Genomic DNA, 26,289 nt, shown 5'->3' on the forward strand with positions numbered 1-26,289 from the left:
GAGTGTGGCGTGAGAGGCAAATTCAAATCCCTGACCATGGTCAACTGGAACGGCTTCTTCGCCCGCACCTTCGATCTCGACCAGCTGGTCACGACCCTGTCCGGCGGCAACGGCGCGGGCAAGTCCACCACCATGGCGGCCTTTATCGCGGCCCTCATTCCCGATCAGTCACTGCTCCATTTCCGTAACACCACGGAGGCGGGTTCCAGCAGTGCCTCCCGCGACAAGGGGCTCTACGGCAAGCTGCAGCGCGGCCACTGCTATTCGCTGCTGGAAGTGATGAACAGCCGCGAGCAGCGGATCTGGGTCGGCGTCCACCTCGAACAGGTGGCCAACCGTGACAACAAGGTCAACATCACCCCGTTCGCCCTGGTGGATGTGCCCGAGCACCTGGCGCCCACGGATCTGCTGCTGGAGAAGCTCGACGACGGCAAGGGTCGGGTACGTGCCTTCGCCGATCTGAAGGGGGTGGCAGCGGAGCTCGGCGCCATCAAGGTCGCCAAGTTCAATACGGTGACCGATTATCACAACTTCATGTTCGAGTTCGGGATCACCCCTAAGAAACTGCGGGATCAAAAGGATCGCGGCAAGTTCTATCGCCTGATCGAAGCCTCCCTCTACGGCGGTATTTCGTCTTCCATCAGCCGCTCCTTGCGTGAATACCTGCTGCCGGAGAACTCCGGGGTACGCAAGGCGTTCCAGGACATGGAGGCGGCCATCTACGAGAACCGCCGCACCCTGGAAGCCATCAAGGAGACCCAGGGTCAGCGGGATCTCTTCAAGAACCTGATCACCGAGACCACCCACTATGTGGCCGCGGAGTATGTGCGGGGCGCTGCCGAGAAGAGCCGTCTCTCCGAGCTGGCCCTCAAGGCACGCTCTGAGCTCGCTGGCAAACGCCGCCTGTTGGCCGAGGAGAAGCAGCGCGCCATCTATCTGGCGGACGAGGTGGATCAGCTCACCAACCGCGAGAAGCTCCTGACCGACGAGCTGGAGTCCGCCGCCGAGCACCTGGCCAAGGTGATGGCGGCCGTGGCGCTGCAAAAGAAGATTGCCCTCTATCGCGCCGATCTGGCGGAGCTCAACGACAAGCTGGAGCAGCAGCAGGCGGTGGTGGAAGAGATCCACGGCCAGTTGCTGGAAGTGGAGGAGCGCAAGGAGCTGGCCCAGGCAGAGGTGGACAGCCTCAAGACCCAGCTGGCCGACTACCAGCAGGCGCTCGATATCCAGCAGACCCGCGCCATCCAGTACCGTCAGGCGGTGCAGGCCCTGGAAAACGCCCGCGAGCAGTGCGAACTGCCGGGGCTCGGCGCGGAGCAGGCGAGCGACACCCTGCATCAGTTCCGCGCAGCCGAGCAGAGCCTCACCAGCCGGGTGCTGGGGGCCGAGCAGCAGTTGACGCTGGCCAAGGCAGCGGTGGCCGAACACGAAGCGGCGCTGTCGCTGCTGCTCAGCATCGCCCCCGAGACAGTGCGCGAGGCCGCCTGGCCTACCGCGCAGGGGCTGCTCAAGCGCCACATCGAAGATAAGGCCCGCATTGCCCAGGGGCAGGGTCTGCGCGCCGCCCTGGCTCGCCTCGAGAAAGAGAGCGAAAGCCAGAAGACGCTCTTGCGGCTGCGAGACGAGCTGGCCCAGGCGTCTGGTCAGCACATTGCCAGCCAGGACGAGCTGGAGATCTTCCTCGAAGCCCAGCGCACCCGTCAGGAGGAGCTCTCCGATCAGCAGGCGGAGGCCAATCAGCGCCGCGCCAGCCTCGAGCATCAGGGCACTCAGCTGGGCCGCGATATCGCGGAACTGACCAAGCTGGCCCCGCGCTGGCTCAAATCCTTTGAAAAACTCGAGCAACTGCGCGAGCAGAGTGGCTTGGCCTTGGCCACCGCCGAAGAACTCTCTTCCGGCATGCAGAGCGTGCTCGACAAGGAGCGGGAGTTCGAGCAGGAGAGCAACCGCATTCAGGGCCAGAAACAGGCGCTGGAGATGCAAATTCGCAACCTGCAGCTGGGTGCCGGCGAGGCGGATCCCCGTCTTGCCCGCATCGCCGAGCAGGTGGGGGGCGTGCTGCTCTCGGACGTCTATGACGACATCTCTATCGATGATGCCCCTTACTACTCCGCGCTCTACGGCCCGGCTCGCAGCGCCCTGGTGGTGCTTGACCTCGAAGGCGCCATCGAGCGGCTGAAAAAGCTGGAAGATTGCCCGGAAGATATCTACCTCATTCAGGGCAACCCCGACTCCTTTGACGAGGATCTGGTGGAAGCGGACGAGCTGGGGGACGCCGTGCTGGTGCGCACCAGCAAGCGTCAGGTGCGCTTCTCCCGCTACCCCGAGCTGCCGCTGTTTGGTCGCGCCGCCCGGGAAAAACGGATCGAACAGCTCGACCTTGAGCGGGAAAACCTCATCGAGGGCTACGCCAAGGCCGCCTTCGAGCAGCAGAAGTATCACCGCCTCTACGGGCATTTTCGCGACTTTATCGGTCAGCATCTGGATATCGCCTTCCGCCCGGACCCCGAAGCCGAGGTGCAGGCCAAGCAGCACGAGCAGCGCAAGCTGCAAGAAACCATCGCCGAGTGCGACAAGCTGCTGGTCGAGGCCAAAGCGGCTGCCGCCCAGCTGACCCGTCATATCCAGCTGGTGCAGGGGATGCTGCCCTTTGCCCACCTGTTTGCCGAGGCAGACCTGGCGGCCCGCCTCGAGGCGGCTCACGCCGATGTGGAGGCGCTTAAAACAGCCGAAGCCTTTATCGCCAAACACGGCAAGGCGTTGGAAAAACTGGAAACCATGGTGCAGGTGCTGCGCCAGGATCCCCAGGATCTGGCGGCCCTGCAGGCGGCCTTTGACGAGGTGAGCGACTTGCTGGCCGAGCAGAAGCGCCGTTGCTACGCCCTCGATCAGCTGGTGGCCCGTTTGCCGCACTTTGCCTATCAGGATGCACAAGATCTGCTGGGCAAGGCGTCCGAGATGAGCGAGCGACTCAAAGAGAAGCTCAAGGCGGCAGAGCTGGCGGCCCGCACCGCCGGTGAGCAGCACAAGCAGATCACCCAGCGCCACACCGAGGCGCTGCAACTGCGCACGGCGCTCGATTCCAGCGCCTCGGCCAAGGGGCAGACCCTGGCGGAGTTCGAGCAGGAGCTGGCGGCCATGGGGCTGACCCTGTCGGATGACATGGAAGAGAAGGCCCGTGCCCACAAGAAAGAGATTGAAGAGCTGCTTATCCGCACCCGGACCCGCCGCACCAGCGCCGAGGCCCAGTTGCAGGTGTGCAAGCGCGAAATCGAGTCCCTTGGCGGTCGTCTCAAGCTCGAAGGCAAGGATTACTACAGCGCCCGCAAATCCCTGGTGGGTCACAAGGCGAGCTGGTCGCGGGTGGTGCGTCTGGCACGGGAGACCCACGTCGAGAAGCGTCTGAACAAGCGCGAGCTGGCTTATCTTGACAGCGACGAGCTGCGCTCCATGTCGGACAAGGCCCTCGGCGCCCTGCGGGTGGCGGTGGCCCACGACGAGGCCCTGCGCGATGCGCTGCGTCTGTCGGAAGGCAACCGCAGCACCGAGCAGAAGGTCGCCTTCTATGTGCAGGTCTACCGTTACCTGAAAGATCGCATCCGCAACGACATCATCCGCTCGGACGATCCGGTGGAAGCCATCGAGGAGATGGAGATCGAGCTGGCGCGCCTCGCCGATGAGCTCAAGCAGCGGGAAACCCATCTGTCCCTCTCCTCCCACGAGGTGGCGGCCAAGATCACCAACATCATCCGTCGCGAGCAGAACCGCATCCGGGTGCTCAACCAGGGCTTGCAGAACATCGCCTTCGGTCTGGTGCGCGGGGTGCGCCTCAACGTCAATATCCGCGAGGCCCACACCCGTCTGCTGACGGCGCTGGCTGACCAAACCGCCATGCATAACGATCTCTTCGCCGACAAGGAGCTCAGCTTCTCCGAGGCCATGGCCAAGCTCTTCCAGCGTCTCAATCCGCAGGTGGAGCAGGGGGAGCGCAACTATCAGGTGATGGGGGACGTGCTGCTGGATTATCGCAACTACCTGGAGCTGGAGATCGAGGTGCAGCGCGGGGCCGACGGCTGGCTGCGGGCCGAGAGCGGCGCCCTCTCCACCGGCGAGGCGATCGGCACCGGTCAGGCCATCCTCTTGATGGTGCTCATCAGCTGGGAGGAGGAGTCCCGCCGTCTGCGCGGCAAGGACATCGCTCCCTGCCGCCTGTTGTTCCTGGACGAAGCGGCGCGGCTTGATGGCAAATCCATCGCCACCCTGTTCGAACTGTGCGAGCGCCAGGATATGCAGCTGCTTATCGCCGCGCCGGAGAACATCAGCCCCGAGAAGGGCACCACCTACAAGCTCATCCGCAAGGTGCAGGGCAAGCACGAGCATGTGCATGTGGTGGGGCTGCGCGGCTTTGGCTTCGCCGACGACAAGCTCATCGCCTGACATCTTCCCCTGACAGGGGCTGACGGGTGAACACACAAACGGGAGGCTTGGGCCTCCCGTTTTCCATGGGAAATATGAGAGAGTAGGCCCCTGTTAACGGAAGCCTGACTGGCGATGCTGGTCGCTCTGTCCCATCGAGGAAGCAACGCATGACGACGCGACAAAAAGGGCTGCTGGCCTCTCTGTGCCTGCTGCTGGCCGCCTGCAGCAGCCAGCCTGATGCAGGCAGTGCGGGCAACTGGCGAGGCTATACCCAGACGGGGCTCGCCTCCTATTACGCCGATCGCTACCACAACAAGCGCACCGCCAGCGGGGAGCCTTACCAGCGCCACGCCAACACCGCCGCCCACATGACACTGCCCTTCGGCGCCCTGGTCAGGGTCACCAACCTTGCCAACGACAAGAGCGTGGTGGTCAGGGTCAACGACAGGGGCAATTTCCCCCGCGGGCGCATCATCGATCTCTCCAGGGCGGCGTTCAGCGCCATCGGCAATCCCCGATCCGGGCTTATCAAGGTCAGGATTGAGGTGCTGTAGCTGAGTGGTATAGATTGTGCCAATAATCATACTCAAACGTAACCCTTGGCGGCGCCACGCCCTCTCAGGTCCGGTGTCGATGGGTTGCATGACACTGCGAGGTGGTTCTCCGAGGATGGCCTTCACTTCAATGCAGGCTGATGCTCTGGATATGGTGGCACAGTTGGTTTCCCGATATTGCCAATGTTGTTGGGGGTTCAACCTTGAATGTATATAGAGGGAGTAAAAATGGGGAGATGAGCAGTGCCACCGCATTTCAATATTTACTGATGAGGGGTGCTGTCAGCCTTGGAAATTATCACCACATCATGGCTTATTATCCACAGGCGAACATGGCCGGAGGTGTGAAATATCTTGCTGATGGACAGTCTTATATGTAACCAAGAAAACTAGAGAAATAATAGTAAGTTAGTGGTGATAGAGAACAGTCAGCACCATGGCAGCATGAAGTGTGTTGGGCTTCAAGTCGAGGCACCAGGTCGTCGATTATGCCGCTCCTATGGAGGCCACTATTTTTCTATATATCGTCAGTGAAGGGGCATATCGACATACCATTTTCCCGTTTGGCTGGCACACCCTTCCCGTAGAGAGGGCGGCAGTCGAGAGGAGGTCATCTTCCTGGCAGGCCCTCTGCCATATTTCGTATCAATCGCCGACTGGCCGCGAGTCTGGCCAAGGACTAACTATCCCCTTCATCTCCAGTCGTCTGTGGCAACGCCCGGGCGGGGATCTTTCTACCGGCATTTTCTGGCAGAGGATGCTTCTTGTTTTGGTGTCATGAAAAAAGTGCCAAGTATATTGATGAATAAAGGATGAACATCGCCATGAATAGCCATTTATTAATGGTGATCAACAGCACAATAATGGTCATTAAAAGGCGGGATATTCAAGATTAAATTAATCAAATATTCAATTTGTTTATATCGAGCAGTTGTTGTTCTGGATCAAAAAACAACCACTCCTGTTTCATTACTCTGGCCCGCCATTTTTATAGCCATTGTATTTGTTCAGACTTGTGACACAAGGAGCCTATGTTTTGCATAAAATCACCGCTGAGAAAACCAATCTATCTCCCCCCTCAGACGGACATAACCTGTATTACCAGCTATCCGTGGAGGCAGTATTAGAAAAAAAGTCCAGTCAGTCCTCGGGACTGACTCATGATGAAGCCAGGGCCCGCTTGGACGCTGTTGGGCCCAATGCGTTGCCGGAGAAAAAGGGCAAGCCTGCCTGGCTGCGCTTTCTCGCCCACTTTCACGATGTGCTGATCTATGTCCTGTTGGCTGCCGCCGTATTGACCGCCTGGATGGGGCACTGGGTCGATACGCTGGTGATCCTCGGCGTGGCAGTGGTCAACTCACTGATCGGTCATATTCAGGAGAATAATGCCGAAAAGTCGCTGCAAAGCATTCGGCATATGCTGTCGAGCGATGCCGTGGTGATCCGCGACGGCAACCATGAAACGATTTCCACCACCGAGCTGGTACCGGGCGACATCGTCGTGTTGCGTGCTGGCGACCGGATCCCGGCCGATCTGCGGGTCATCGAAGCCCACAACCTGCGAGTCGAAGAGGCCATTCTGACCGGTGAGTCTACCGTCGTGGACAAGCATGCCCATGCCCTGGTGGGTGAACTGCCCCTGGGGGATCGCACCAACCTGTTGTTCTCGGGGACAACCATCAGTGGGGGAAGCGGTATCGGTGTTGTCATCGCCACCGGTGCAGATACCGAGCTTGGTCACATCAATCAGATGATGTCCGCCGTCGAGACACACCGCACCCCGCTGCTGGTGCAGATGGACAAGCTCGGCAAGGGGATCTTCATGCTGATACTGGCCATGATGGCGGCGCTGTTCGTGTTCAGCGTGCTGCTGCGCGATATCCCCCTCGGCGAACTGATGCTGTCGCTGATCAGCCTCGCTGTCGCGTCGGTGCCGGAAGGCTTGCCCGCCATCATCTCGATCATCCTCTCCCTCGGGGTGCAGGCCATGGCGCGCAAACGGGCCATCATTCGCAAACTGCCGACCGTCGAGACCCTGGGGGCCATGACAGTGGTGTGCTCGGACAAGACCGGTACACTGACCATGAACGAGATGACGGTCAAGGCCGTGATCACCGCCGATGCCTGTTATCGGGTAGAGGGGGAGAGCTATGCCCCCATGGGGAACATTCACCTGGAAGGTGAAGATACGCCGGTTGTGATTTCGCCGGAGAGTGTGCTGGATCGCTATCTGCGCACCGTGGATCTGTGCAATGACAGTCAGCTGATCCGGGATGACTGCGGTCACTGGACAATTACCGGTGGCCCCACCGAGGGCGCGTTGAAGGTCCTGGCGACGAAAGCGAATCTGCCGGTGGCAGACACCCGGCTACTCAACAAGATACCGTTTGATTCCCAGTACAAGTACATGGCGACACATCACAGCATCAACGGCAAGGAACTGGTGCTGATGACGGGAGCTCCCGATGTGATGTTCGCCCTCTGCGAACTGCAATTGAGCAAGGAGGGTGCAGAGCCATTCGTTCGCCAGTATTGGGAAGAGGAGATGGCCCACTATGCCCGTGAAGGATTGCGCATGGTGGCGGCGGCCTGTAAACCCGTGAGTAGCGAGATGACTAGCCTCGAGCATGGCGATCTGCGGGAGGGTCTCATCTTCCTTGGTATCGCAGGCATGATGGATCCCCCGCGCCCCGAGGCGGTCGAGGCCATCCGCGCCTGTCAGCAGGCGGGCATCCGGGTGAAGATGATCACCGGTGATCATCCGCAGACGGCGATGAGCATCGGCAAGATGCTGGGAATGGGCAACAGCGACAAGGCCGTGACCGGCTACGAGTTGGAGCACATGGATGACGCCGAACTGGCCGAGGCGGCTGTCGCGTTCGACATCTTCGCCCGCACCAGCCCGGAGCACAAGCTGCGTCTGGTGAAGGCGCTGCAGGATAGGGGCGAGATCGTCGGCATGACAGGGGATGGCGTTAACGATGCTCCCGCATTGAAGCAGGCGAACGTGGGGATCGCCATGGGCATCAAGGGGACAGAGGTGACCAAGGAGGCTGCCGACATGGTGCTGACCGACGACAACTTTGCCACCATAGCCGGTGCGGTGGAAGAGGGGCGCCGGGTGTATGACAACCTGAAAAAGACCATCCTGTTCATCATGCCCACCAACCTGGCACAAGGGCTGCTGATCGTGATCGCACTGCTGGCAGGTAACCTGATCCCGCTGACGCCGGTGCTGATCCTGTGGATGAACATGGCGACCTCTGCCACCCTGTCGTTTGGTCTGGCATTCGAGGCTGGCGAACGCAACATCATGTGTCGCCCGCCCCGCAATCCCATGCTGCATGTCATGGATGGCTTTGCCATCTGGCGCGTTGCCTTCGTGGGAACGCTGATTGCCATCAGTGCCTTCGCGCTGGAAGCCTGGTTGCAGCCGCGGGGTCACAGCCCAGAGTTCATCCGAACCGTGCTGTTGCAGACGCTGGTGACGGCTCAGTGGTTTTACATGCTGAACTGCCGCGTCAGCGATGGCTTCTCCCTGACCCGAGGTCTGCTGACCAACAAGGGGATCTGGCTGGTGAGCGGTGTCTTGCTGTTACTGCAACTGGCCATCATCTACCTGCCCTTCATGCAGATGCTGTTTGGCACCGAGGCAATCCCCTTGCACTATTGGGGCGTTACCCTGGCGATCGGGGGGGCGATCTTCCTCATCGTCGAGGCTGAGAAGCTGCTCACTCGTCGCTTCCGCATGCGTTAATTGCATACCCTTCTGGCGCCCCTTCCGGGGCGCCGCTACGACTCCCGACACATGACAACGCCGCCAGGGTTGATCCTTGTTTGCTCCTGGGCGGCCTTCAGCACCATCGGCAATCCCCGATCCGGGCTTAACAAGGTCAGGATTGAGGTGCTCTCGTCACCGTGTCTGCATGTGCCGGTGCCCCTCCATACCCGGGCCGCTGGAAGAGGATGCTTCCCAGTGATCGCGGGCCATCTTCTTTATTCCATTGGTGATGTCGCCAACGCGACTTCCCATTTTCCGGTGTGCCATTAAGATAGCCAAACGAAAATCAGGGCGTCTTTGCCACCTGGCGGGCATCGGCCAGGCGGGCATCGGGCAGGAGCAGAGGAGGTTGAATGCATATCGAACACCATTTGCCGTTGGTGGAGGAGATCCTGTCTCCCTTCAAAGGGGTGATAGGGGATGACTTCACGGGCTATCGCAACCATGTCTACCGGGTCATTCATCTGTGCTTTGCACAGGGCCCTCTGGATGAGATGCAGCGGGAGAAGATCCAGATCGCCGCCTGTTTTCACGATATCGGCCTCTGGACTGCTCGCACGCTCGATTACCTTGCCCCATCGGAGGCGGATGCTGAGCGCTATCTGCTAGCGCGGGGCAAGAGGGAGTGGGTCGACGAGATAGTCCAGATGATTGAGGGGCATCACGCTCTGCGTTCCCGGCATGATTCCCCCTTTGCTCTGGTGGAGCTCTTTCGCCGGGCCGACATTGCCGATTTCTCCCTTGGCATGGTGTCCATGGGCTTGCCCGCTACCTTGCTGGGGCAATTGAAAGCCGCGTTCCCCAATGCAGGATTTCACCGGTGTTTGCTGAAATTGGGCATGGCATGGTGTGTGAGACACCCCTTCAACCCCCTGCCCATGTTTCGCCGCTAAGGAGCAGGCTATAAAGAGAGACGTCATTTACAGGGAGGATCAGAACATGACTGACAAACGCGCCATTCAGGCAACGGCCATCCCCGAGCACCAGGCAAAGTCCCTCTATCCGGAGCCCTTTGCCTCCTTGGTCAAGCACCGCACCCGGCGCAGGCTGGGGGATCATTTCGGCCTCGCCAATTTCGGGGTCAACCTGACGACCCTGGCACCGGGAGCCATCTCGGCGCTCAAGCACCATCACGGCCTGCAGGACGAGTTCGTCTATGTGCTCTCGGGCAATCCCACCCTGCGCCACGGGGAGGAGGAGTACCGGATGTCGCCGGGGGAGTGCATCGGCTTCAAGGGGGGCAGCGGCCTGGCCCACCAGTTGCTCAACCACGGTGAGGTGGACGCCGTCTATCTCGAGGTGGGGGACAGGCTGCCAGGGGACACCGTCGACTATCCCGACGACGATCTGGCCCTGGTACAGGGTGCCGATGGCGCCTGGTCAGCCAGACACAAGGATGGCAGCCCCTACTAGGGGCGCCTCTTCGCGCAATGAGAGAGACCTCCATGGTGTTCAGCCCCTTTTCTGCTGTCAGGGCAGAGGATTTTCTGCCGCTGCTTAACGACGAGACGCTGCGAAAGCACCTGATCCCTCACCCGCTTTTCGATGTGGCCGGGGTGCGCGACTGGATGGCGTTCAAGCTGGGAGTTGACGCCCGGCCAGGTTGTCGCGTGCGCGCCATCTTCCTCAATGGCACCCTGGCGGGGTGGTGCGGTATCCAGCCCGATGACGAGGGGGTGGAGCTTGCCATCGTGCTCGCCAGGGGCGGCTGGGGAAGCGGCGTGGCGATTTTCAACGAGATGATGGGGTGGGCGAGGGCGCTTGGCCATCGGACGATCCTCTTTCACCTGCTGGATACCCGCCCACCTTACCGCTCCCTCGCCAGACGGGCCATCTGGGTGAGGAAAACACGTCTGGGCGAACACCCTTTCACCACCTATTGCCTTGACGTTGAGCGCTGGTCTGCAGGCCCTTAGCCTGGACCAGGGGGCAGCAAGCCGTGCCGCCCCCTGGCGGGTCCCGTTGCCACCCTTTGCGCCATGATCCCTCCCGCTCGTTTGTTCCTCCGTGCACGGCGTGGTTATCCACCCCGTTGAACACAGTGTTCATTCTGCCCCCCTATATGGCCCCCACCGTCCTGCCTACACTGGGCAACGTCTGATGGGGGCGCATCCGGCAGTATAAATAGCTGTCCAGGTTGCACTCTCTGGCGTGTTGACGATGTACAACGGAGAAAACTGGATGAAAAAAGAGACAGACAAACTGGTATCGATCGCGGTGCTCAAGGCCCGTGACGGCATGGGAGAGCGCCTTCGCGATGCCCTGCTTGCCTTGATTGGCCCCACTCGCCAGGAGCCGGGCAACCTCGATTACGTGCTGTTCGAGTTGAAGGATGAACCCGGCACCTTCTACATGCGGGAAGCCTTCGTGAGTCAGGCCGCCCTGGATGCCCACTGTGAGACCGCGTATTTCCAGGCTTTCGCTCGCCAGGCGGACGAACTGCTGGCCGAACCCCTTCGGCTTGTCTTCATGGAAGAAGTGAGCCCCTGATCCTTGCCGCAGAGCCCGATGATCCCCTCATCGGGCTTTTTGCTTTCAGCCTCGCTCCGGCAGGTTCATCTGCTCGCTCATGGTGTCGATGAAGTGGCGGATGGCGGTGGTCGTCGGCTGCCCGGCCAGGGGCGGAGCATGGAGCACGCAGAGATCGGCGGGGATCCCCTGCTCGAGGCGGATGAAGCGCACGTGGGGCCACTTCTGGCGGGCGTAGCTCGCGGGCACAAGGGCCACCTGCTGGCTGGTGGCCACCACTGCCATCAGGGTATTGGGCTCCACCACCTCCTGACGCAGGCGGGGGTAAAAGCCCTCCACCAGGCAGGCGTTGATGATGAGATCCGTGGAGGCGGAGTTGGCGCGGCTCATCAGCACGAAGGGCTCTGCGGCGAGTTCAGGGAGGGAGACCCGCTTGCGATCCCGCAGGGGATGCTCGTCCGATACCACCAGCACCATGGACTCCCGATAGACGGTCTCGGCCTGCAGCGGGTGGATGTTGAGGGTGTCGGCGAAGCGGGCGAGGCCGATGTCTATCTCCTTGCTGGCCAGCGCCTGCTTCTGGCGCTCGGGGGAGAGCTCGGTGAAGGAGATCTCGCACTCGGGGTGGCGCTGGTGACACTGGCGGATCACCTCGCCAAAGCCGGCCCAGAAGATGGAGCTGACCAGCCCGATGCGGATCTGGTTGCGCTCCATGCGCCCCACCTGCACCACCCGGTTGAGGCCGCTCTCCAGCACGTCGAACAGGCGATCGCATTCGGCCTGCAACAGGCGCCCTGTGGGGGTCAGGTTCACCTGGCGGGTGTGGCGCTCAAACAGGGCCACCCCCAGCAGGGATTCGAGTTCCTTTATCTGGGCGCTGAGCGGCGATTTGGAGACATTGAGCCGCAGGGCTGCCCGGCTGAAGTGGCCCTGGCTGGCCACTTCATGGAAGTAACGCAACATCTTGAGGGTGACGCGATCGCGCCATTGGGTGTCCGGGAACATGGTCTCTCCAGGCTTGAGGGGTGAGATCGCCGTCAAAGTTCGGGCACGGGAATGGCGGGGCAGGGAGGCAGGTCCCTCCTTAAACCGCGATCCGCATCACTCCGGTTTTCCCCCTCCGGCGACCCGTTTGACGGAGAAATGGCATGAAGCAGCGGTTTTTGGGCCATTTCGGGTGCGTCATTACCCCATTACGCCGGTCATTGTGTTGTATATCGGGATAATCAGGCCGATTTTAGCGATTTTTGTCGTCCAATACCTCCCCTAGAGTGAGCGTCATGTCTCATTCACAGCCTCAAGAGGTACAACTCATGCAACACGATCCCGTACTCAACGCCGTCGCCACCATTCTTGCCCGCAAGCCGGGGTTTGCCCCCCGCGCCGCCATGATCCTGGGCTCCGGCCTCGGGGTGCTGGCCGATGCGCTGGAAGAGAAGGTCACCATTCCCTACGAGGAGCTGGAGGGCTTCCCCGTCAGCACGGTAGCGGGCCACAGCGGCGAGCTGGTGCTCGGCAAGCTGCACGGGGTGGACGTGGTCTGCATGAAGGGGCGCGGCCACTACTACGAACACGAAACCATGAAGGTGATGACTACCCCGGTGCGCACCTTCAAGCGCCTGGGCTGCGAGCTGCTGCTGGTAACCAATGCGGCCGGCTCGCTGCGCCCGGAGCGCATCGGGGTCGGCTCCCTGGTCATCTTCAACGATCACATCAACACCATGCCGGGCACCCCCATGACGGGGGCCAATGACGAGGCCTACGGCCCGCGCTTCTTCAGCCTGGCCAATGCCTATGACAAGGGGTTGCGCGGCGAGGCGCTGGCGCTGGCCGAGCGGGAGGGGATCGCCGTCAATCAGGGGGTGTTCGTCTCCTACAGCGGCCCCTGTTTCGAGACCGCGGCCGAGATCCGCATGATGCAGATCATCGGTGGTGACGTGGTGGGGATGTCGGTGGTGCCAGAAGTGGTCAGCGCCGCCCACTGTGCGCTGCCGGTGCTGGCCATCTGCGCCATCACCAACATGGCGGAGGGGCTCGGCGACGTGCAGCTCTCCCACGAGCAGACCCTCAAGTGCGCCAAGCTGGCGGAAACGGACTTCATCCGCCTCATCAACACCTTTATCAAGCACCACTTCCAGTAAGCAGGGAACGACCAGGAGGTCAGTTATGTTTGCAGCAGGATTTCTCGGTATGGCGGCGCTGATCCTCATCGCCGTGCTCGCATCGACCAACCGCAGGGCCATTCGCCTGCGCACCGTGGGGCTGGCGCTGGCCTTGCAGGTCGCCATCGGTGCCCTGGTGCTCTATGTACCGCTGGGGCGCCGGGCGCTGGAGGGGATGGCCCACGGGGTCGACGCCGTGCTGGCGAGCGGCAAGGCGGGCATCCACTTCCTGTTTGGCAACCTGGTCAACTTCTCGGTGGACGGCATCGGCTTCGTGTTTGCCCTCAACGTGCTGCCGCTGGTGGTGTTCTTCTCGGCGCTGATCGCCGTGCTCTACTACCTCGGCATCATGCAGGTGGTGATCCGCTTCATCGGCGGCGCCATGGCGCGGCTGCTCGGCACCTCCCAGACCGAATCCATGTCGGCAGTGGCCAACGTCTTCGTCGGTCAGAGCGAGGCGCCGCTGGTGGTCAAGCCCTACATGCCCAGGATGAGCGATTCGGAGTTCTTCGCCGTCATGTGCGGCGGCATGGCCTCGGTCTCCGGCACCGTGCTGGCGGGCTACGCCATGATGGGTGTGGACATGCAGTACCTGCTGGCTGCCTCCTTCATGGCGGCGCCGGGCGGGATCCTGTTCGCCAAGCTGATCATTCCCGAAACCAGCCAGCCGGACTATGTGTTCGACAACAGCATCCAGTTTGACGGCAAGAAGCCGGAGAACGTGCTGGCGGCGGCAGGCGAGGGGGCCAGCAACGGCCTCAAGCTGGCGGCGGCCATCGGCGCCATGCTGATCGCCATGATTGGTCTGGTGACCCTGGTCAACACCCTGCTGGGCGGGGTGGGGGAGATGGTGGGCATGCCGCTCTCCCTCGAGCTCATCCTGGGCTGGATCTTCTCGCCGCTCGCCTTCCTGCTCGGGGTACCGCTGGCGGACATCGGCATCGCCGGCGCCATGATCGGCAAGAAGCTGGTGGTGAACGAGTTTGTGGCCTACAGCGATCTGGCGCCCTACCTGAAAGACGCCAGCACGGTCACCGCTGCCGGTCTGCAGGTGCTGGAGGAGAAGTCCAAGGTGATCATCAGCTTCGCTCTGTGCGGTTTCGCCAACCTGGCCTCCATGGGGATCCTGATCGGTGGCCTGGGCACCCTCTGCCCGTCGCGCACCGACTTCATCGCCCGCTACGGTCTGCGTACCGTGCTGGCGGCCACCTGCTCCAACCTGATGAGCGCCGCCATCGCCGGTGTCTTCTTCTCCCTCGCCTGAGTCTCTCACCCTTTGTTTCGGGGCGCTGCGGCGCCCCTCTCTTATCCCGACAGGAGCTATTTATGAACGACGTGACTGCTTTTGAACCTGCCTGCGCCACCACAGAGGCGGCCATCCGGACCATCCGCTTGATGGATCTCACCAGCCTCAACGACGATGACCACGATGCGCGCATCATCGCCCTCTGCCATCAGGCCCGGACCCCTGTCGGTACCACCGCTGCGGTGTGCATCTACCCGCGCTTCGTGGGGCTGGCCAGGCTCACCCTGGCGGCTCAGGGCACCCCCGAGGTCAAGGTTGCCACTGTGGTCAACTTCCCCCACGGCGACGATGATCTGGCAACCGTGTTGGCCGAGACCCGCGCCGCCCTCGCGGATGGCGCCGACGAGATCGATCTGGTGATCCCCTGGCGTGCCTTGATGGCCGGGGACGAGGCCCCCGCCCGGGCGCTGGTGCGCGGCTGCAAGGCGTTGTGCGGCGCCCGGGTGCTCAAGGTGATCATCGAATCCGGCGAGCTGCAGGAGCCTGCGCTTATCCGCGCGGCCTCCCTGCTTGCCATTGAAGAGGGGGCCGACTTCATCAAGACTTCCACCGGCAAGGTGGCGGTCAATGCCACCCCGGCGGCGTGCCGCACCATGCTGGCGGCCATCGCCGAGTGCGGTGCGCAGGATCGGGTGGGGTTCAAGGCGGCAGGCGGGGTGAAAAGCGCCCGGGAGGCGGTGGAGTATCTCGCCATGGCGGCCGCACTCTTTGGCGAGGAGTGGCTGGTGGCCGAGCGGTTTCGTTTCGGCGCTTCCAGCCTGCTTGGCCAGTTGCTGGCAACTCTGGGCGAGGGCAAGCTGTCCCCTGCGACCGACCACGGTTATTGATCTCTTCCGTCGGCGCCTGCGGGCGCCCTTGCTGACAGGTATATCCCATGTCTTCACGTCCCCATGTTGCAAAGGCCCACGGCAAGGTGTTGCTGTTCACTCTGCTCATCAGCCTCTCGTTTCCCATCGGCAGCGCCCTCACCGCGGTGCTGAACCCGCTGGTGGTCACCTGGGCGCGCTACCTGCTGGCCTCCCTCATTTTCGTCGGGGTGCTGGGGTATCAGGGGGGGCTGGTGCAGCCTTCCCTGCGGGATCTGGGGCGCTACACTCTTATCTCGCTGCCGGCCCTCTGCTACTTCGTCGCCATGTTCGTGGCATTGCAGGCGACCAGCGCCCTCGATGCCAGCGCGCTCTATACCACGGTGCCGCTGATCAGTGCCCTGGCCGGCATGGTGATCTTGCGCCGCGCCATCGGCTTGGGAATGGGGCTGGCCCTGCTGGGGGGCATGGTGGCTGCGGCCCTCATCATCTTTCGCGGCGATCTGGGATTGGTGGCGAACCTCAGCCTCACTCCCGGCAATCGCATCTACCTGCTCGGCTGCGTGGCCATGGCCCTCAACCCCATCCTGATCAAGCGCTGCTATCGGGGGGAGTCCTTCCTCCACCTGACCGGCTGGACCCTCATCTGCGCCACTGTGCTGCTCACCCCGATGGCGCTGCCCGGATTGCTTGAAACCGACTGGAGCCGGGTCTCCCTGCCGGTGGGGCTGGGACTTGGCTATCTGGCTCTCTTTGCCACGGCGCTGAGCTTCTTGTTGTTCCAGCAGGGAAGCGTGGCGCTGCAGCCGGAACAGGTGTCAGCCTATACCTACCTCATCCCGGTAATGGTGCTGCTCACCGGCATGCTGACCGGGGAGACAGTACACTGGGAACAGGTAGGCTGGGGGGTAGGGGGTGTGCTGCTGACCATGGTGGTCATGGTGCTGCTGCCCCTTCATGCCGGCAAACGTGGGGCGGTCTGAGGGGCTGCCTGTCGCCTTTATCAACCAGAGAGTGCGTCATGAGAAGAACCCTGATCCTGGTACGCCATGGCAAGTCGAGCTGGGAGGAAGCATCTTTGTCTGACCGCGCTCGTCCGCTGGCGGCGCGCGGGCTGCGCGATGCGCCCCTGATGGGGGCTCGCCTGGCGCACCTGGGGGTGAAGCCCGATCTCATCCTCTCGAGCCCCGCCAGCCGGGCCCTGACGACCGCCCGGCTGCTTGCCGCAGAGTTGGGTTATTCCCCGAACCGCATCGCCATCGACGAGGGCCTCTACGAGAGCGGTGCCGGGACCCTTCTCGGGGTGGTGGGGGCGCTTTCAGATGATCTCGCCTGCGTACTGCTGGTAGGCCATGATCCTGCCTTCACCGACCTGGCCCATGGCTTTTCCTCCGGTATCACTCGCATGCCGACCTGCGCCGTCGCCCGATTCACCTTCGACGCCCCCTCCTGGTCGGCGCTCCCGTCCTGCTCGCCGGTGATGGCCGTGCTGGACTTCCCGAAGAAGGGGTAGAGGGGGCGTGGGTTGCAAGCAGGCAGAAACGACAAGGGGAGCCTCGGCTCCCCTTGTCTTGATGGCGACGGGGTCATTTGGCCGCGATGGGCCCCTTGGTGCCCGCGTCGTTGTCGACCCAGCCATCTTCTCCCTTGAGGCGGCGATCCCCCTGGATGGTGTAGATGACCATGCCCTCCTTGAACACCAGGGCCCCGTCGGATTTCCTGGCACTGACCTGCTTGTCGTTGACCCACACCTGATCCTTGTCATCGATGCGGATGTTCGCGACCGTGGCGCCCGTCTCGGGGAAGGTGGCGACCCAGTTGCCGGTGTAGGGGCTGGCGCTGGCCGCTGCGGGGGCGGCGCCAAATCCGGCGGCGGCGTTCTCGGCCTTGCTCTTGTTGATGTCACAGCCGCTGAGTTCGCTCACCTGGGTACAGCCTGAGCGCTCCAGCTTCTGCTCATAGCTCATGTTCAATCCGCCGTCGGCGGCCGGGGCGGCGGTGCCAAATCCTGCCTTGGCGTTTTCCGCCTTGCTCTTGTGAATATCGCAGCCCTGGGCTTCGGTCACCTGGGTGCAGCCGGAGCGTTCCAGCTGCTCGGCGTATTTGTGGTTGATGGCGTGAACCTGGGCGCTGCCCAACAGGGTGAGGGTCAGGATGAGCGCGGTCTGTCTGAACATGATCAATACCTCTGGCAATGGGTCATTCGGGCTTGCTGCTCCCTGGGCGGCAAGGGGCTTGCGCTGGCGAGCTGCAGCCCTCTCTCACCATAGCAGGAGGGAGCGAAAGACGATGCCTGTGTCAGCTCTGGGGGATGCGGACCCCCTTGTCGAGGTAGAGGCTGCTGTAGTGGGCGCGGTGGGTGACGAACATCACCTGATGGCGACTGCCATCGGAGAGGATGATGAAATCACCGGCCTGTGCCGGGCTTTGCAAGCGGATCTCGTGTTCGGGGGCCGTCAGCTTGTCGGCCTCCTCCCGGAAGGTGAGGGTGTAGGAATACATATGGCGCTCCACCGCAGGCTCATATACAGACACGCCTACAACTCTAGCCCCGGTAGCCGGGATCCGCGGCGCCCAAGCGGCGCCGATGGTGCAGATAATGTCAGCCGCGGTGAGGCACAGGGATCAGGGGCGACCACTGAGCAGGATGGCGCCGCCCAGGGTGATGAAGAGCCCGCCGGTGATGCGGCCAACGAGGCGCTCGCCGCGACCTGGCTTGAAGTAGCGACCGGCGCGCCTGGCCAGGGCGACATAGCACAGATGCACCAGGCTGACGATGGCGCAGATGGTCAGGTACATGGTGATGAACTGCAGCGTCAGCGGACTCTGGTGATCGAGGAACTGGGGCAGCAGGGCGCAGAGGAAGACGATGGTCTTGGGGTTGCTGGCGGAGACCAGAAAGGCTTCTCGCAACAAGGAGAGGGTGGTTCTGGTGCGTCCACGCGCGGTGGAGGGAGAGAGCCCTTGGGCACCGGTATTGGCCGCGCGCAGCGCCTTGTAGCCCAGATACACCAGGTAGCCACCCCCCGCCAGCTTGAGGGCGACAAAGAGGGGAGGCAGGGTTTGCAGCAGGGCACCCACCCCCATGGCGACCAGACCGATGAGGATGGCCTGGCACCCCAGGTTGCCGAGGATACTGACAAGGGCGGCGCGCCAGCCGTGTTGCAGACCGTTCTTGACCACCAGCAGCACATTGGGGCCAGGAGTCAGGGTCGCCAGCAGATAGGCCAGCGCAAACAGCATCCAGGTATTCGGGTTCATGAGCACATCCTTGGCGTCAAAGCTGGCATGATGCCAGCCCCTTTGACGAGTCGTCCAGCGGCGTCTCTCCCGGCCCCGAAGAGGATTCAGGGGAGGGCAATCCGGTGCAGCATGGTCTGCGGCAGGAAATGCAATAGGCAAGGATATGGTTAGAAAAACCGCCATCAGGCGGTTTTAATGGTTGTCAGCCCCTATTTCAGGGCTTTTTTCAGCTTCTTGATCTTGCCTTCGTGCTTGGCGATTTTCGCCTGGCGGGCGGCGATCTTCTTCTTGATCTCTTTCTTGCTGGCCATGGGGCGGCTCCTTGTCTCGTGGGCGCCATGGGGATCAGGGTGCCCGGGGTCTTGCCATGCGTGCCGGGAAGGCCCTCTCCATTGGCGCACTGACAGTCAGGGGAGGGGCATACCGCGGAACTGGTTTGCAGGATAGTCCAGTTTCCCGCGAGTGCCACCCGAACGGCAGGAAACAGAGGCAACAAAAAAGCGCCCCTGGGGGCGCTTCTGGCTTGAAGGGGTCGGAATCAGGCCTTCTTCAGGTAGGCGGCCACCAGCACGATCTGCATGCCGTTGACCTTGCCCTCGATGTGCAGCGGGTTGTTGGTCAGGCGAATGCCCTTGACCAGGGTGCCGCGCTTGGCGGTGAAGCCCGCGCCCTTGACGTCCAGATCCTTGATCAGGGTGACGGAGTCCCCTTCCACCAGCACGGCGCCATTGGAGTCGACGGTCGGCACGCTGTCGTCATCGTCGCTGGTCACGCCGGCGTCTGCCCAGGCCTTGACCTCGTCTTCCATGTACATCATGTCCAGCATGTCTTGGGCCCAGAGCTCGCCCCGGGCGACGAGGGCCTTCAACTGGCGCCAGGCCATCACCTGCACCGCCGGCACCTGGCTCCACATGCTGTCACCCAGGCAGCGCCAGTGGTTCACCTCCGTGGTGTCCGGCTGCTCCAGCTGGCCGCGGCAGGTGGCGCAGAGGGCCACGCTGTGGTCGTCGTCGCTGGCGGGGGAGTGCGGCACCGGGAAGGCAGTCAGCGCATGTTCTGCGCCACACAGCTCGCATTTGGCGTTTGCACGGGCTTGCAGGATGGCATTGATGGTCATGATTGGGTTCCGTTTATAGGGGTAAAGCGGCTCGCCGTGGCGGGCTGCGCGAATGAGGGGGCGGAATATAGCACAAATCCCTGCTTTTTGTCAGGCTACCAGCGGCGCACAGGCGAGTGCTTTTTGACTGCAGATCGCTAGAATGAGCCTCCCTTTTTGCGCCAAAGGACAGGTTCACCGTGCTGGCTCACCGTTTTCGACAACTGGACTGCTTGCTCACCGCCGAGCGACGCTGGTGGCAATACCAGCCCTATCACCACCTGGGGATCGCCTTTGCCCGCGAGGCGCCAGCCCTTGCGAAGTGCCTGGCAGCCCTGACCCTTGACGAGATAGCGCACCTCGACGGGGACATGGATGCGCTCTGCACCCTGCTCGCCCCCTGGATCCCGGCGGGGGCCGAGTTGCAGGCTCTCGGCGAGCTTGCCCCTTTCGCCCCCGAGCCCGTCCAGTGCGCCAGGGCCATGGCGATGTACATGCCGGGACGCAAGCAGGGGCAGATAGAGGCCTTCACCGGCTGCCTGCCCCCCCACCAAGGTCCCTATCTGGAGTGGTGCGCCGGCAAGGGGCATCTGGGGCGCCTGGTATCGCTGCACCGTGGCGCCGAGATCCTGAGCCTGGAGTGGCAGGGGGCGCTCTGCGAGGAGGGGCGGCGGCTCGCCGCGCGCGACGGCGCCAACATGCGGTTCGTGGAGGCGGATGCCTTTGCCGCCGAGTCCGGGGCCCTCATCGCCCCGCACCATCACGCCATGGCGCTCCATGCCTGCGGCGATCTGCACACCCATCTGCTGACGCGGGTGGCCGAGGGGCGTGCCCAGGGGGTGACCCTCTCTCCGTGTTGCTACCACCTCATCAGGGGAGAGCACTATGCGCCTCTCTCCCGGGCCGCCAGGGCCAGTGCCCTGCGCCTTGGCAAGAGCGACCTGAAGCTGCCGCTGCAGGAGACGGTGACCGGCGGCGCCCGCATCGCCCGGTTGCGGGAGCGGGAGGTGGTGTGGCGCCTCGCCTTCGACTGCCTGCAGCGCCAGGTGCGCGGGGTGGATGAGTACCTGCCGGTGCCCAACCTGCAAAAGAGCCTGCTGACCGGGGGCTTCGAGGATTTCTGCCATTGGGCCGCCGAGCGCAAGGGGATGAGCTTGCCCGCGGGGCTCGACTACGCCGCCTTGCTGGCACAGGGGGAGCGGCGCTTTGGCGATGTCGCCCGCATGGAGCTGGTGCGCCACCTGTTTCGCCGTCCCCTGGAAATCTGGCTGCTGCTCGATCGCGCCCTTTTCCTCGAGGAGCAGGGCTACCGGGTGGAGGTGGGCACCTTCTGTCCCAAACCCATGACCCCGCGCAATCTGCTGATCCGGGCGGTGCGCGCAGGGGGGATCTGAGCAAGAGTCCGCACAGGTCGGATGGCTGCGGCCGCAAGACCAGGGGCTGGATCCCCCTGCAAACGAGCGCCATCTGAGTGCAGGGAGGCATGGCTCACAATTTCGCCAAATTCTTAATTCTTGTCGTGAATTTAGTTGCCAGCATGCCTATGCTCGCCCTGACATTTTCAAGACAAGGATGGTTACCCATGTTCATGCTCACGCGTACCGCCTGCCTGGTTGCCCTCGTCTGGGCACTGCCCGGCCAGAGCGCCATGACAATCCAGCCCGATCCCCAGAACAGCGGCGGTTATGTGATGGCGGCGGCGGATCTTGCCAGTGCGGCCCAGGCCAAGACCGCCAACCCCATGTACGGGATCTGGTCCCACGCCCTGGCCACCCGGCCCAATTCGGTGGTGGAGGCCATCGTGGCACGCGCCCCCGGCAACCCGGACAACGTCAAGCGGGTCGAGCGGGTCTTCACCGAATCGGACTGGGAGTTCCTGACCCAGATGGCCGCCCCGGAGTACACCTACGAGCGCTTCCTGCGGGCGGTGGGCAAGTTCCCAGCTTTCTGCGGCGACTACACGGACGGGCGCAATGCGGACGCCATCTGCAAGAAGTCCATCATCACCGCCTTCGCCCACTTTGCCCAGGAGACCGGCGGCCACATCGCCAAGGAGAATGTCTCCGACAACCCCCTGGGGCTGGAGGAGTGGCAGCAGGCCCTGGTGCACGTGCGGGAGATGGGCTGGTCTGAGGGGCAGACCGGCTACACCACGGGGTGTGGCCAGAGTGACTGGCAGAACCGGCGCTGGCCCTGCAGCACCGGTCAGGGCTATTTCGGTCGCGGCGCCAAGCAGCTCTCCTACCACTTCAACTACGGCGCCTTCTCCGAGGCCATGTTCGACGGCGACGCCACCGTGCTCCTCAACAACCCCGGGCTGGTGGCGGACTCCTGGCTCAACCTCGCCTCCGCCATCTGGTTCTTCCTGACGCCCCAGGCTCCCAAACCCGCCATGCTGCACGTCATCGACCGGACCTGGGTGCCCTCCCAGCGTGAGCTGGCGGCGGGCATCGGCTACGGTTTTGGCACCACCATCAACATCATCAACGGTGGCATCGAGTGCGGCGAGCAGAACAAGAACAAGGGCCAGCCGGTCAACCGCATCCGCTACTGGGAGGGGCTCGCGGCCCACTACGGGATCCCGCTGCTGGCGGACGAGAAGAACACCTGCTGGCAGCAGACCCCCTATGGCAGCCTCAACCTCAACGGCGCCACGGACGTGCTCTACACCAACTGGGACGGCAACTGGAAATACTACCCGGACAGACCCGGCGGCTACTCCTTCGAGTGCGATCTGGTGGGGTACCAGACCGCCTATTCGGCCCTGGTGCCGGGGGATTACGAGAAGTGCGTGACCAACTTCTACGGCTCCCACGCCAGCTGGCCCAAGGTACGGGTGGTGGCCGCGCTGGATCCGGCCCCGGTCGACCCCGGCACGCCGCCGGTAAACGGGGTACCGGCCTGGGAGGCAGGCAAGGTCTACACCGCGGGCAACAAGGTGAGCCACAAGGGGATCATCTATCAGGCCAAGTGGTGGACCCAGGGCAACGAGCCGGGCAAGGGGGATCCTTGGGCACCGGTGACCTGAGAGTCAGTACAAGCGCAAGCACCCCGGGGAGGCCGCGCGCCTCCCTTGTTGATCGCCGCGCTGGCTTGCTGCGCCTCTTTTGGCACTGATAGAGTGCGGATTCACACCGAGGGAGGATGACCATGAACATCGCCATTCATTTTGAAATTCCGGTACAGGATCTGGAGAGAGCCATCCGCTTCTATGAGGGGGTCTTCGAGACGGTGCTGGAGCGGGTGCAGATCGATGGCAACGAGATGGCGCTCTTTCCCCTGGAAGGTGGCACGGCGGGCTGCTCCGGCGCCCTGGCGAAGGGGGAGAGCTATGTGCCGAGCCTGGATGGCACCCGGATCTATCTGCGGGTGCCTGACATCGAGGGGGCCATGGCCCGGGCACTGGCATCGGGCGGGGCCTGTCTCTATCCCGTCACCCGGGTCGGGGAGGGCCTCCGGGTGGCGGAGTGTCGGGATTGCGAGGGGAATCGCATCGCCTTGCAGGAGGGAACCTGACCATTATTTATCTGGTGCATGGGATGTGTTGAGTCATTCACACGATGAATAAAGAGGGGGATTTTCCCGCTCCGGGAGCCTCAGCCCCGCGGTGAGGCTCCGGAATGGTCAGTTGCCGCCCCCCGGATCCCGTGCTACTTCATCTGGTGCGGCAAGGAGGCGAGCACCCGTTCGCCCGGTCTGTCGCCCCAACTCTCAGGAGGCATCATGGAAGGAAATTGTCTGTGTGGCGGGATCACCGTGTCGAGCGGCGATCACAAGGAGGTCAACCTGTGTCACTGCGCCATGTGCCGGCGCTGGTCAGGGGGGCCCATGTTCGCGGTGCACGGGGGCAAGGGCGTGCGGTTCACCGGGATGACCCCGGTGGCCTACCGCTCGTCGGAGTGGGCGGAGCGCGGATTCTGCCCCACCTGCGGCACCCATCTTTTCTACCATCTGTTGCCGACGGACGAGTACATCCTCTCCGCCGGACTGTTTCAGGATCAGGGGTTCGAGCTCACCGGGCAGATCTTCATCGACGAGAAACCCGACTTCTATGCCCTCAAGAACGACACTCCGACCCTGACCGGACAGCAGGTGTTCGAGCAGTTCGCCCCCAAACCCTGAGCCTGTGGCCACCTTGAGGAGAAGCCATCATGGAGGAACAACCGAAGGTGAAGGGGCCTGCCTCCTATTTTCCCGCCATCGAGCAGAAATACGGCCGGCCCATCGCCCACTGGCTGAGCCTGCTGGCAGGGCGGGAGGAGCGCAAACACATGGCCCTGGTGGCCTGGCTCAAGGACGAACACGCCATGGGCCACGGCCATGCCAATGCCCTGGTGGCCCACTTTTTGGCGCAGCCCGATGCGCCCGGCGTGGCATGACAGTGTCACAGTGCAAAACGTGCAGGAAAGCCAGAGGAGCAGAGAGATGAAGATAAGCGTCAGCGTCTGGGTTGCCAGGCCGATTGCCGATGTGTGGCAGGGCTGGAACACCCCCGACAGCATCATGGCGTGGAACGCCGCCTCCCCGCAGTGGCACTGCCCCCAAAGCCGGGTGGATCTGCGGGTGGGTGGGCGTTTTTGCCACCACATGGCGGCGCGGGATGGCAGCACGGGATTTGATTTCGAGGGGACCTTCACCGAGGTCACCGCGCCGACGGGGCTCGGCTACGTCATGGACGATGGCCGCGAGGTGAGCGTGCGGTTCGTGGCAGAGCAGGGGGGCACCCGGGTGGAGGAGCGGTTCGATGCCGAGTCCCTGCACAGCGGCGAACAGCAGCGGGCGGGGTGGCAGAGCATCCTGGATAACTTCAAGCGCCATATGGAAGCCGCCGGCTGACCCCAGTGGGGCGCCAAGAAAAAACCACCGCAAGCTGGCGGTGGTTTTTTTATGGCGTTCACCCGGGGCAAGGCGGGGCGGGGAAGGGGGTCACTCCTCGATGTCCAGCAGCACCAGGATGGCGCTCTCGCCCCCCCACTCCCGCGGCGCCTGGTGAAAGGCGCGCACAGCGGGGTGCTGGGCCAGCCAGCTCGGGATGCGCTGCTTGAGGATGTGCTTGCCGATGCCGTGCATCACCGAGGCGACGTGGATGTTCTCTTTTCGGCACAGGGTGAGCAGGGCCGCCAGCTCCTGCTTGGCCTGGTGCTGGTTCATGCCGTGCAGATCCAGATAAATCTCCGGCGGGTAGCTGCCGCGCTTGAGCTTTTTCAGCTCGAATTTTGACACGTCGTCGCGCACGTAACGGGTCGGCCCGTCCGCCTCGAGATGGGGCTGGTACTCGTCGCTGAAAAAGTGGTCAACCCCAAGCTTTTCGCGGCTCTCGCGCACTTCGCGTTTCTGCTTGACCGGGCTTGAGGAGGCCCTTATGGTATCTTGCTTAATTTTCCGGGTACCTTTGACAGCATCACGAAACAGCAGGCTTTCCTCGTCTGTGAGTGAGGGCGTTTTTTTCATCAGGTACTCGTCTTGCTCGCTGTATAAAATTCTCGGGCCGGATATTACTCGACTTGGAGGTGGATTTGGACAAGATATTTATCGATGAGGTGGTTGCCGAAATGCACACCATCCAGGACATGTTGCGATGGGCCATGAGTCGTTTCAACGACGCCGGGATCTTCTACGGACATGGTACCGACAACGCCTGGGATGAGGCCGTGCAACTGGTGCTGCCCGCGTTACATCTGCCGCCGGACGTGGATCCCGCCATGCGCCACTCCCGCCTGACCACCAGCGAGCGCCACCGCATCGCCGAGCTCATCATCCGCCGCGTGCAGGAGCGCATTCCGGCGCCCTACCTGACCAACAAGGCCTGGTATGCGGGTTGGGAATTCTACGTGGACGAGCGGGTGCTCATTCCGCGCTCCCCCATCGCCGAGATGGTGGCCAACCGCTTCGCCCCCTTCCTGAAAGACGAACCGACCCGGATCATGGACTTGTGCACCGGCTCCGGCTGCATCGCCATTATCATGGCCCACGAGTTCCCCCATGCGGAAGTGGATGCCATCGACATCAGCGTCGATGCCCTCAACGTGGCGGAGCGCAACATCAACGATCACGGGCTGGAGCAGCAGGTCATCCCCATTCGCTCCGATCTGTTCCGGGATCTGCCGGCCGGTGACAAGTACGATCTCATCGTCTCCAACCCGCCCTACGTGGACTCCGAGGACATGTCGGATCTGCCGGAGGAGTTTCGCCACGAGCCGGAGCTGGCCCTGGCGTCGGGCTCCGACGGCCTCAAGCTCACCAAACGTCTGCTGGCCAATGCCGCCGACTTCCTGAAAGAGGATGGGGTGCTGGTGGTCGAGGTGGGCAACAGCATGATCCACCTGGAAGCCCAGTTCCCCGAGGTGCCCTTCACCTGGGTCGAGTTCGAAAACGGCGGTCACGGCGTCTTTGTGATGACCCGCGCAGAGCTCGAGCAGTACCAGGCCCATTTCGCCATTTACAAGAACTAAG

25 protein-coding genes and 1 pseudogene are annotated in these 26,289 nt (G+C 62.7%); 20 read left to right on the forward strand and 6 right to left on the reverse strand.

Annotation, left to right across the window (positions count from 1 at the left end):
• Nucleotides 1-9 precede the first annotated feature (9 nt).
• The 8 genes and pseudogenes from mukB (at nt 10) to AB5Y53_RS08725 (ending at nt 11,244) form a co-directional block, all read left to right on the forward strand.
• The gene (gene mukB, locus AB5Y53_RS08690) at nt 10-4,437 is read left to right on the forward strand and encodes a chromosome partition protein MukB (RefSeq protein WP_368181669.1); all 4,428 of its coding nucleotides are present in this window, start codon (nt 10-12) and stop codon (nt 4,435-4,437) included.
• Between the two features lie 149 nt (nt 4,438-4,586).
• Complete coding sequence (locus tag AB5Y53_RS08695) at nt 4,587-4,973, forward strand: septal ring lytic transglycosylase RlpA family protein (RefSeq protein ID WP_042017161.1); 387 nt, start codon at nt 4,587-4,589, stop codon at nt 4,971-4,973.
• A 1,015-nt stretch (nt 4,974-5,988) separates the two neighbouring features.
• Nucleotides 5,989-8,730, forward strand: coding sequence for a cation-transporting P-type ATPase (locus AB5Y53_RS08700; RefSeq protein WP_368181672.1), 2,742 nt, complete (start codon nt 5,989-5,991; stop codon nt 8,728-8,730).
• 60 nt (nt 8,731-8,790) lie between these two features.
• Nucleotides 8,791-8,883: pseudogene (locus AB5Y53_RS08705) on the forward strand (septal ring lytic transglycosylase RlpA family lipoprotein); the annotation flags it as partial.
• 224 nt (nt 8,884-9,107) lie between these two features.
• Nucleotides 9,108-9,647, forward strand: a complete 540-nt coding sequence (locus tag AB5Y53_RS08710) for an HD domain-containing protein (protein WP_368181673.1) — start codon at nt 9,108-9,110, stop codon at nt 9,645-9,647.
• Between the two features lie 46 nt (nt 9,648-9,693).
• Complete coding sequence (locus AB5Y53_RS08715; RefSeq protein ID WP_368181675.1) at nt 9,694-10,167, forward strand: cupin domain-containing protein; 474 nt, start codon at nt 9,694-9,696, stop codon at nt 10,165-10,167.
• 17 nt (nt 10,168-10,184) lie between these two features.
• A complete protein-coding gene (locus AB5Y53_RS08720; RefSeq protein ID WP_368181677.1) occupies nt 10,185-10,670 on the forward strand; it encodes a GNAT family N-acetyltransferase in 486 nt (161 codons plus the stop codon).
• Nucleotides 10,671-10,935: 265 nt separating this feature from the next.
• Entirely contained in the window at nt 10,936-11,244 is a 309-nt protein-coding gene (locus AB5Y53_RS08725) for a putative quinol monooxygenase (protein WP_042017153.1), read from the forward strand.
• A 45-nt stretch (nt 11,245-11,289) separates the two neighbouring features.
• Here the strand turns inward: AB5Y53_RS08725 and AB5Y53_RS08730 are convergent, their stop codons facing one another.
• The gene (locus AB5Y53_RS08730; protein WP_324045742.1) at nt 11,290-12,228 is read right to left on the reverse strand and encodes a LysR family transcriptional regulator; all 939 of its coding nucleotides are present in this window, start codon (nt 12,226-12,228) and stop codon (nt 11,290-11,292) included.
• A gap of 308 nt (nt 12,229-12,536) precedes the next feature.
• On the opposite strand from AB5Y53_RS08730, the gene xapA reads away from it, so the two are divergent.
• The 5 genes from xapA (at nt 12,537) to AB5Y53_RS08755 (ending at nt 17,010) form a co-directional block, all read left to right on the forward strand.
• Nucleotides 12,537-13,364 (forward strand): xanthosine phosphorylase, encoded by an 828-nt coding sequence (gene xapA, locus AB5Y53_RS08735; RefSeq protein WP_368181679.1) that lies wholly within the window; start codon nt 12,537-12,539, stop codon nt 13,362-13,364.
• Between the two features lie 25 nt (nt 13,365-13,389).
• Nucleotides 13,390-14,649, forward strand: coding sequence for a NupC/NupG family nucleoside CNT transporter (locus tag AB5Y53_RS08740; RefSeq protein ID WP_368181680.1), 1,260 nt, complete (start codon nt 13,390-13,392; stop codon nt 14,647-14,649).
• A gap of 62 nt (nt 14,650-14,711) precedes the next feature.
• The gene (deoC, locus tag AB5Y53_RS08745) at nt 14,712-15,518 is read left to right on the forward strand and encodes a deoxyribose-phosphate aldolase (protein WP_368181683.1); all 807 of its coding nucleotides are present in this window, start codon (nt 14,712-14,714) and stop codon (nt 15,516-15,518) included.
• 47 nt (nt 15,519-15,565) lie between these two features.
• On the forward strand, nt 15,566-16,480 hold the full coding sequence (locus AB5Y53_RS08750; RefSeq protein ID WP_368181684.1) for a DMT family transporter: 915 nt from the start codon (nt 15,566-15,568) through the stop codon (nt 16,478-16,480).
• Nucleotides 16,481-16,518: 38 nt separating this feature from the next.
• Nucleotides 16,519-17,010, forward strand: a complete 492-nt coding sequence (locus AB5Y53_RS08755; RefSeq protein ID WP_368181687.1) for a histidine phosphatase family protein — start codon at nt 16,519-16,521, stop codon at nt 17,008-17,010.
• Between the two features lie 73 nt (nt 17,011-17,083).
• On the opposite strand, the gene AB5Y53_RS08760 is transcribed toward AB5Y53_RS08755, so the two are convergent.
• The 4 genes from AB5Y53_RS08760 to AB5Y53_RS08775 form a co-directional block, all read right to left on the reverse strand.
• Nucleotides 17,084-17,674 carry a hypothetical protein gene (locus AB5Y53_RS08760; protein ID WP_039040805.1) on the reverse strand — a complete coding sequence of 197 codons (591 nt, stop codon included), beginning with the start codon at nt 17,672-17,674 and terminating at the stop codon, nt 17,084-17,086.
• A gap of 121 nt (nt 17,675-17,795) precedes the next feature.
• Complete coding sequence (locus tag AB5Y53_RS08765; protein ID WP_039040737.1) at nt 17,796-17,999, reverse strand: hypothetical protein; 204 nt, start codon at nt 17,997-17,999, stop codon at nt 17,796-17,798.
• A 123-nt stretch (nt 18,000-18,122) separates the two neighbouring features.
• Entirely contained in the window at nt 18,123-18,758 is a 636-nt protein-coding gene (locus AB5Y53_RS08770; RefSeq protein WP_128344306.1) for a LysE family translocator, read from the reverse strand.
• A gap of 520 nt (nt 18,759-19,278) precedes the next feature.
• Nucleotides 19,279-19,857 carry an alkylphosphonate utilization protein gene (locus AB5Y53_RS08775; protein WP_039040739.1) on the reverse strand — a complete coding sequence of 193 codons (579 nt, stop codon included), beginning with the start codon at nt 19,855-19,857 and terminating at the stop codon, nt 19,279-19,281.
• Nucleotides 19,858-20,036: 179 nt separating this feature from the next.
• Here AB5Y53_RS08775 and AB5Y53_RS08780 point away from each other — a divergent pair, with 179 nt between their 5' ends.
• The 6 genes from AB5Y53_RS08780 (at nt 20,037) to AB5Y53_RS08805 (ending at nt 24,672) form a co-directional block, all read left to right on the forward strand.
• Nucleotides 20,037-21,230 (forward strand): methyltransferase, encoded by a 1,194-nt coding sequence (locus AB5Y53_RS08780; protein ID WP_368181688.1) that lies wholly within the window; start codon nt 20,037-20,039, stop codon nt 21,228-21,230.
• Between the two features lie 188 nt (nt 21,231-21,418).
• Nucleotides 21,419-22,864: a chitinase gene (locus tag AB5Y53_RS08785; RefSeq protein ID WP_368181689.1), complete on the forward strand. Its 1,446-nt coding sequence runs from the start codon at nt 21,419-21,421 to the stop codon at nt 22,862-22,864.
• A gap of 122 nt (nt 22,865-22,986) precedes the next feature.
• Entirely contained in the window at nt 22,987-23,352 is a 366-nt protein-coding gene (locus AB5Y53_RS08790) for a VOC family protein (protein WP_319899883.1), read from the forward strand.
• Nucleotides 23,353-23,559: 207 nt separating this feature from the next.
• Nucleotides 23,560-23,958, forward strand: a complete 399-nt coding sequence (locus tag AB5Y53_RS08795; RefSeq protein ID WP_324031790.1) for a GFA family protein — start codon at nt 23,560-23,562, stop codon at nt 23,956-23,958.
• A 29-nt stretch (nt 23,959-23,987) separates the two neighbouring features.
• Nucleotides 23,988-24,215 carry a DUF4287 domain-containing protein gene (locus tag AB5Y53_RS08800; RefSeq protein ID WP_069651302.1) on the forward strand — a complete coding sequence of 76 codons (228 nt, stop codon included), beginning with the start codon at nt 23,988-23,990 and terminating at the stop codon, nt 24,213-24,215.
• A gap of 46 nt (nt 24,216-24,261) precedes the next feature.
• Nucleotides 24,262-24,672, forward strand: a complete 411-nt coding sequence (locus AB5Y53_RS08805; protein ID WP_368181693.1) for an SRPBCC domain-containing protein — start codon at nt 24,262-24,264, stop codon at nt 24,670-24,672.
• Between the two features lie 90 nt (nt 24,673-24,762).
• Here the strand turns inward: AB5Y53_RS08805 and smrB are convergent, their stop codons facing one another.
• Entirely contained in the window at nt 24,763-25,287 is a 525-nt protein-coding gene (gene smrB, locus AB5Y53_RS08810) for an endonuclease SmrB (RefSeq protein ID WP_041211465.1), read from the reverse strand.
• A gap of 65 nt (nt 25,288-25,352) precedes the next feature.
• Between smrB and prmB the strand changes: the two genes are divergently transcribed.
• Nucleotides 25,353-26,288: a 50S ribosomal protein L3 N(5)-glutamine methyltransferase gene (prmB, locus tag AB5Y53_RS08815; RefSeq protein ID WP_039040745.1), complete on the forward strand. Its 936-nt coding sequence runs from the start codon at nt 25,353-25,355 to the stop codon at nt 26,286-26,288.
• Nucleotide 26,289 lies beyond the last annotated feature (1 nt).

It is taken from the genome of Aeromonas sp. R7-5, from assembly GCF_040908015.1.
GTDB lineage: Bacteria > Pseudomonadota > Gammaproteobacteria > Enterobacterales > Aeromonadaceae > Aeromonas > Aeromonas caviae.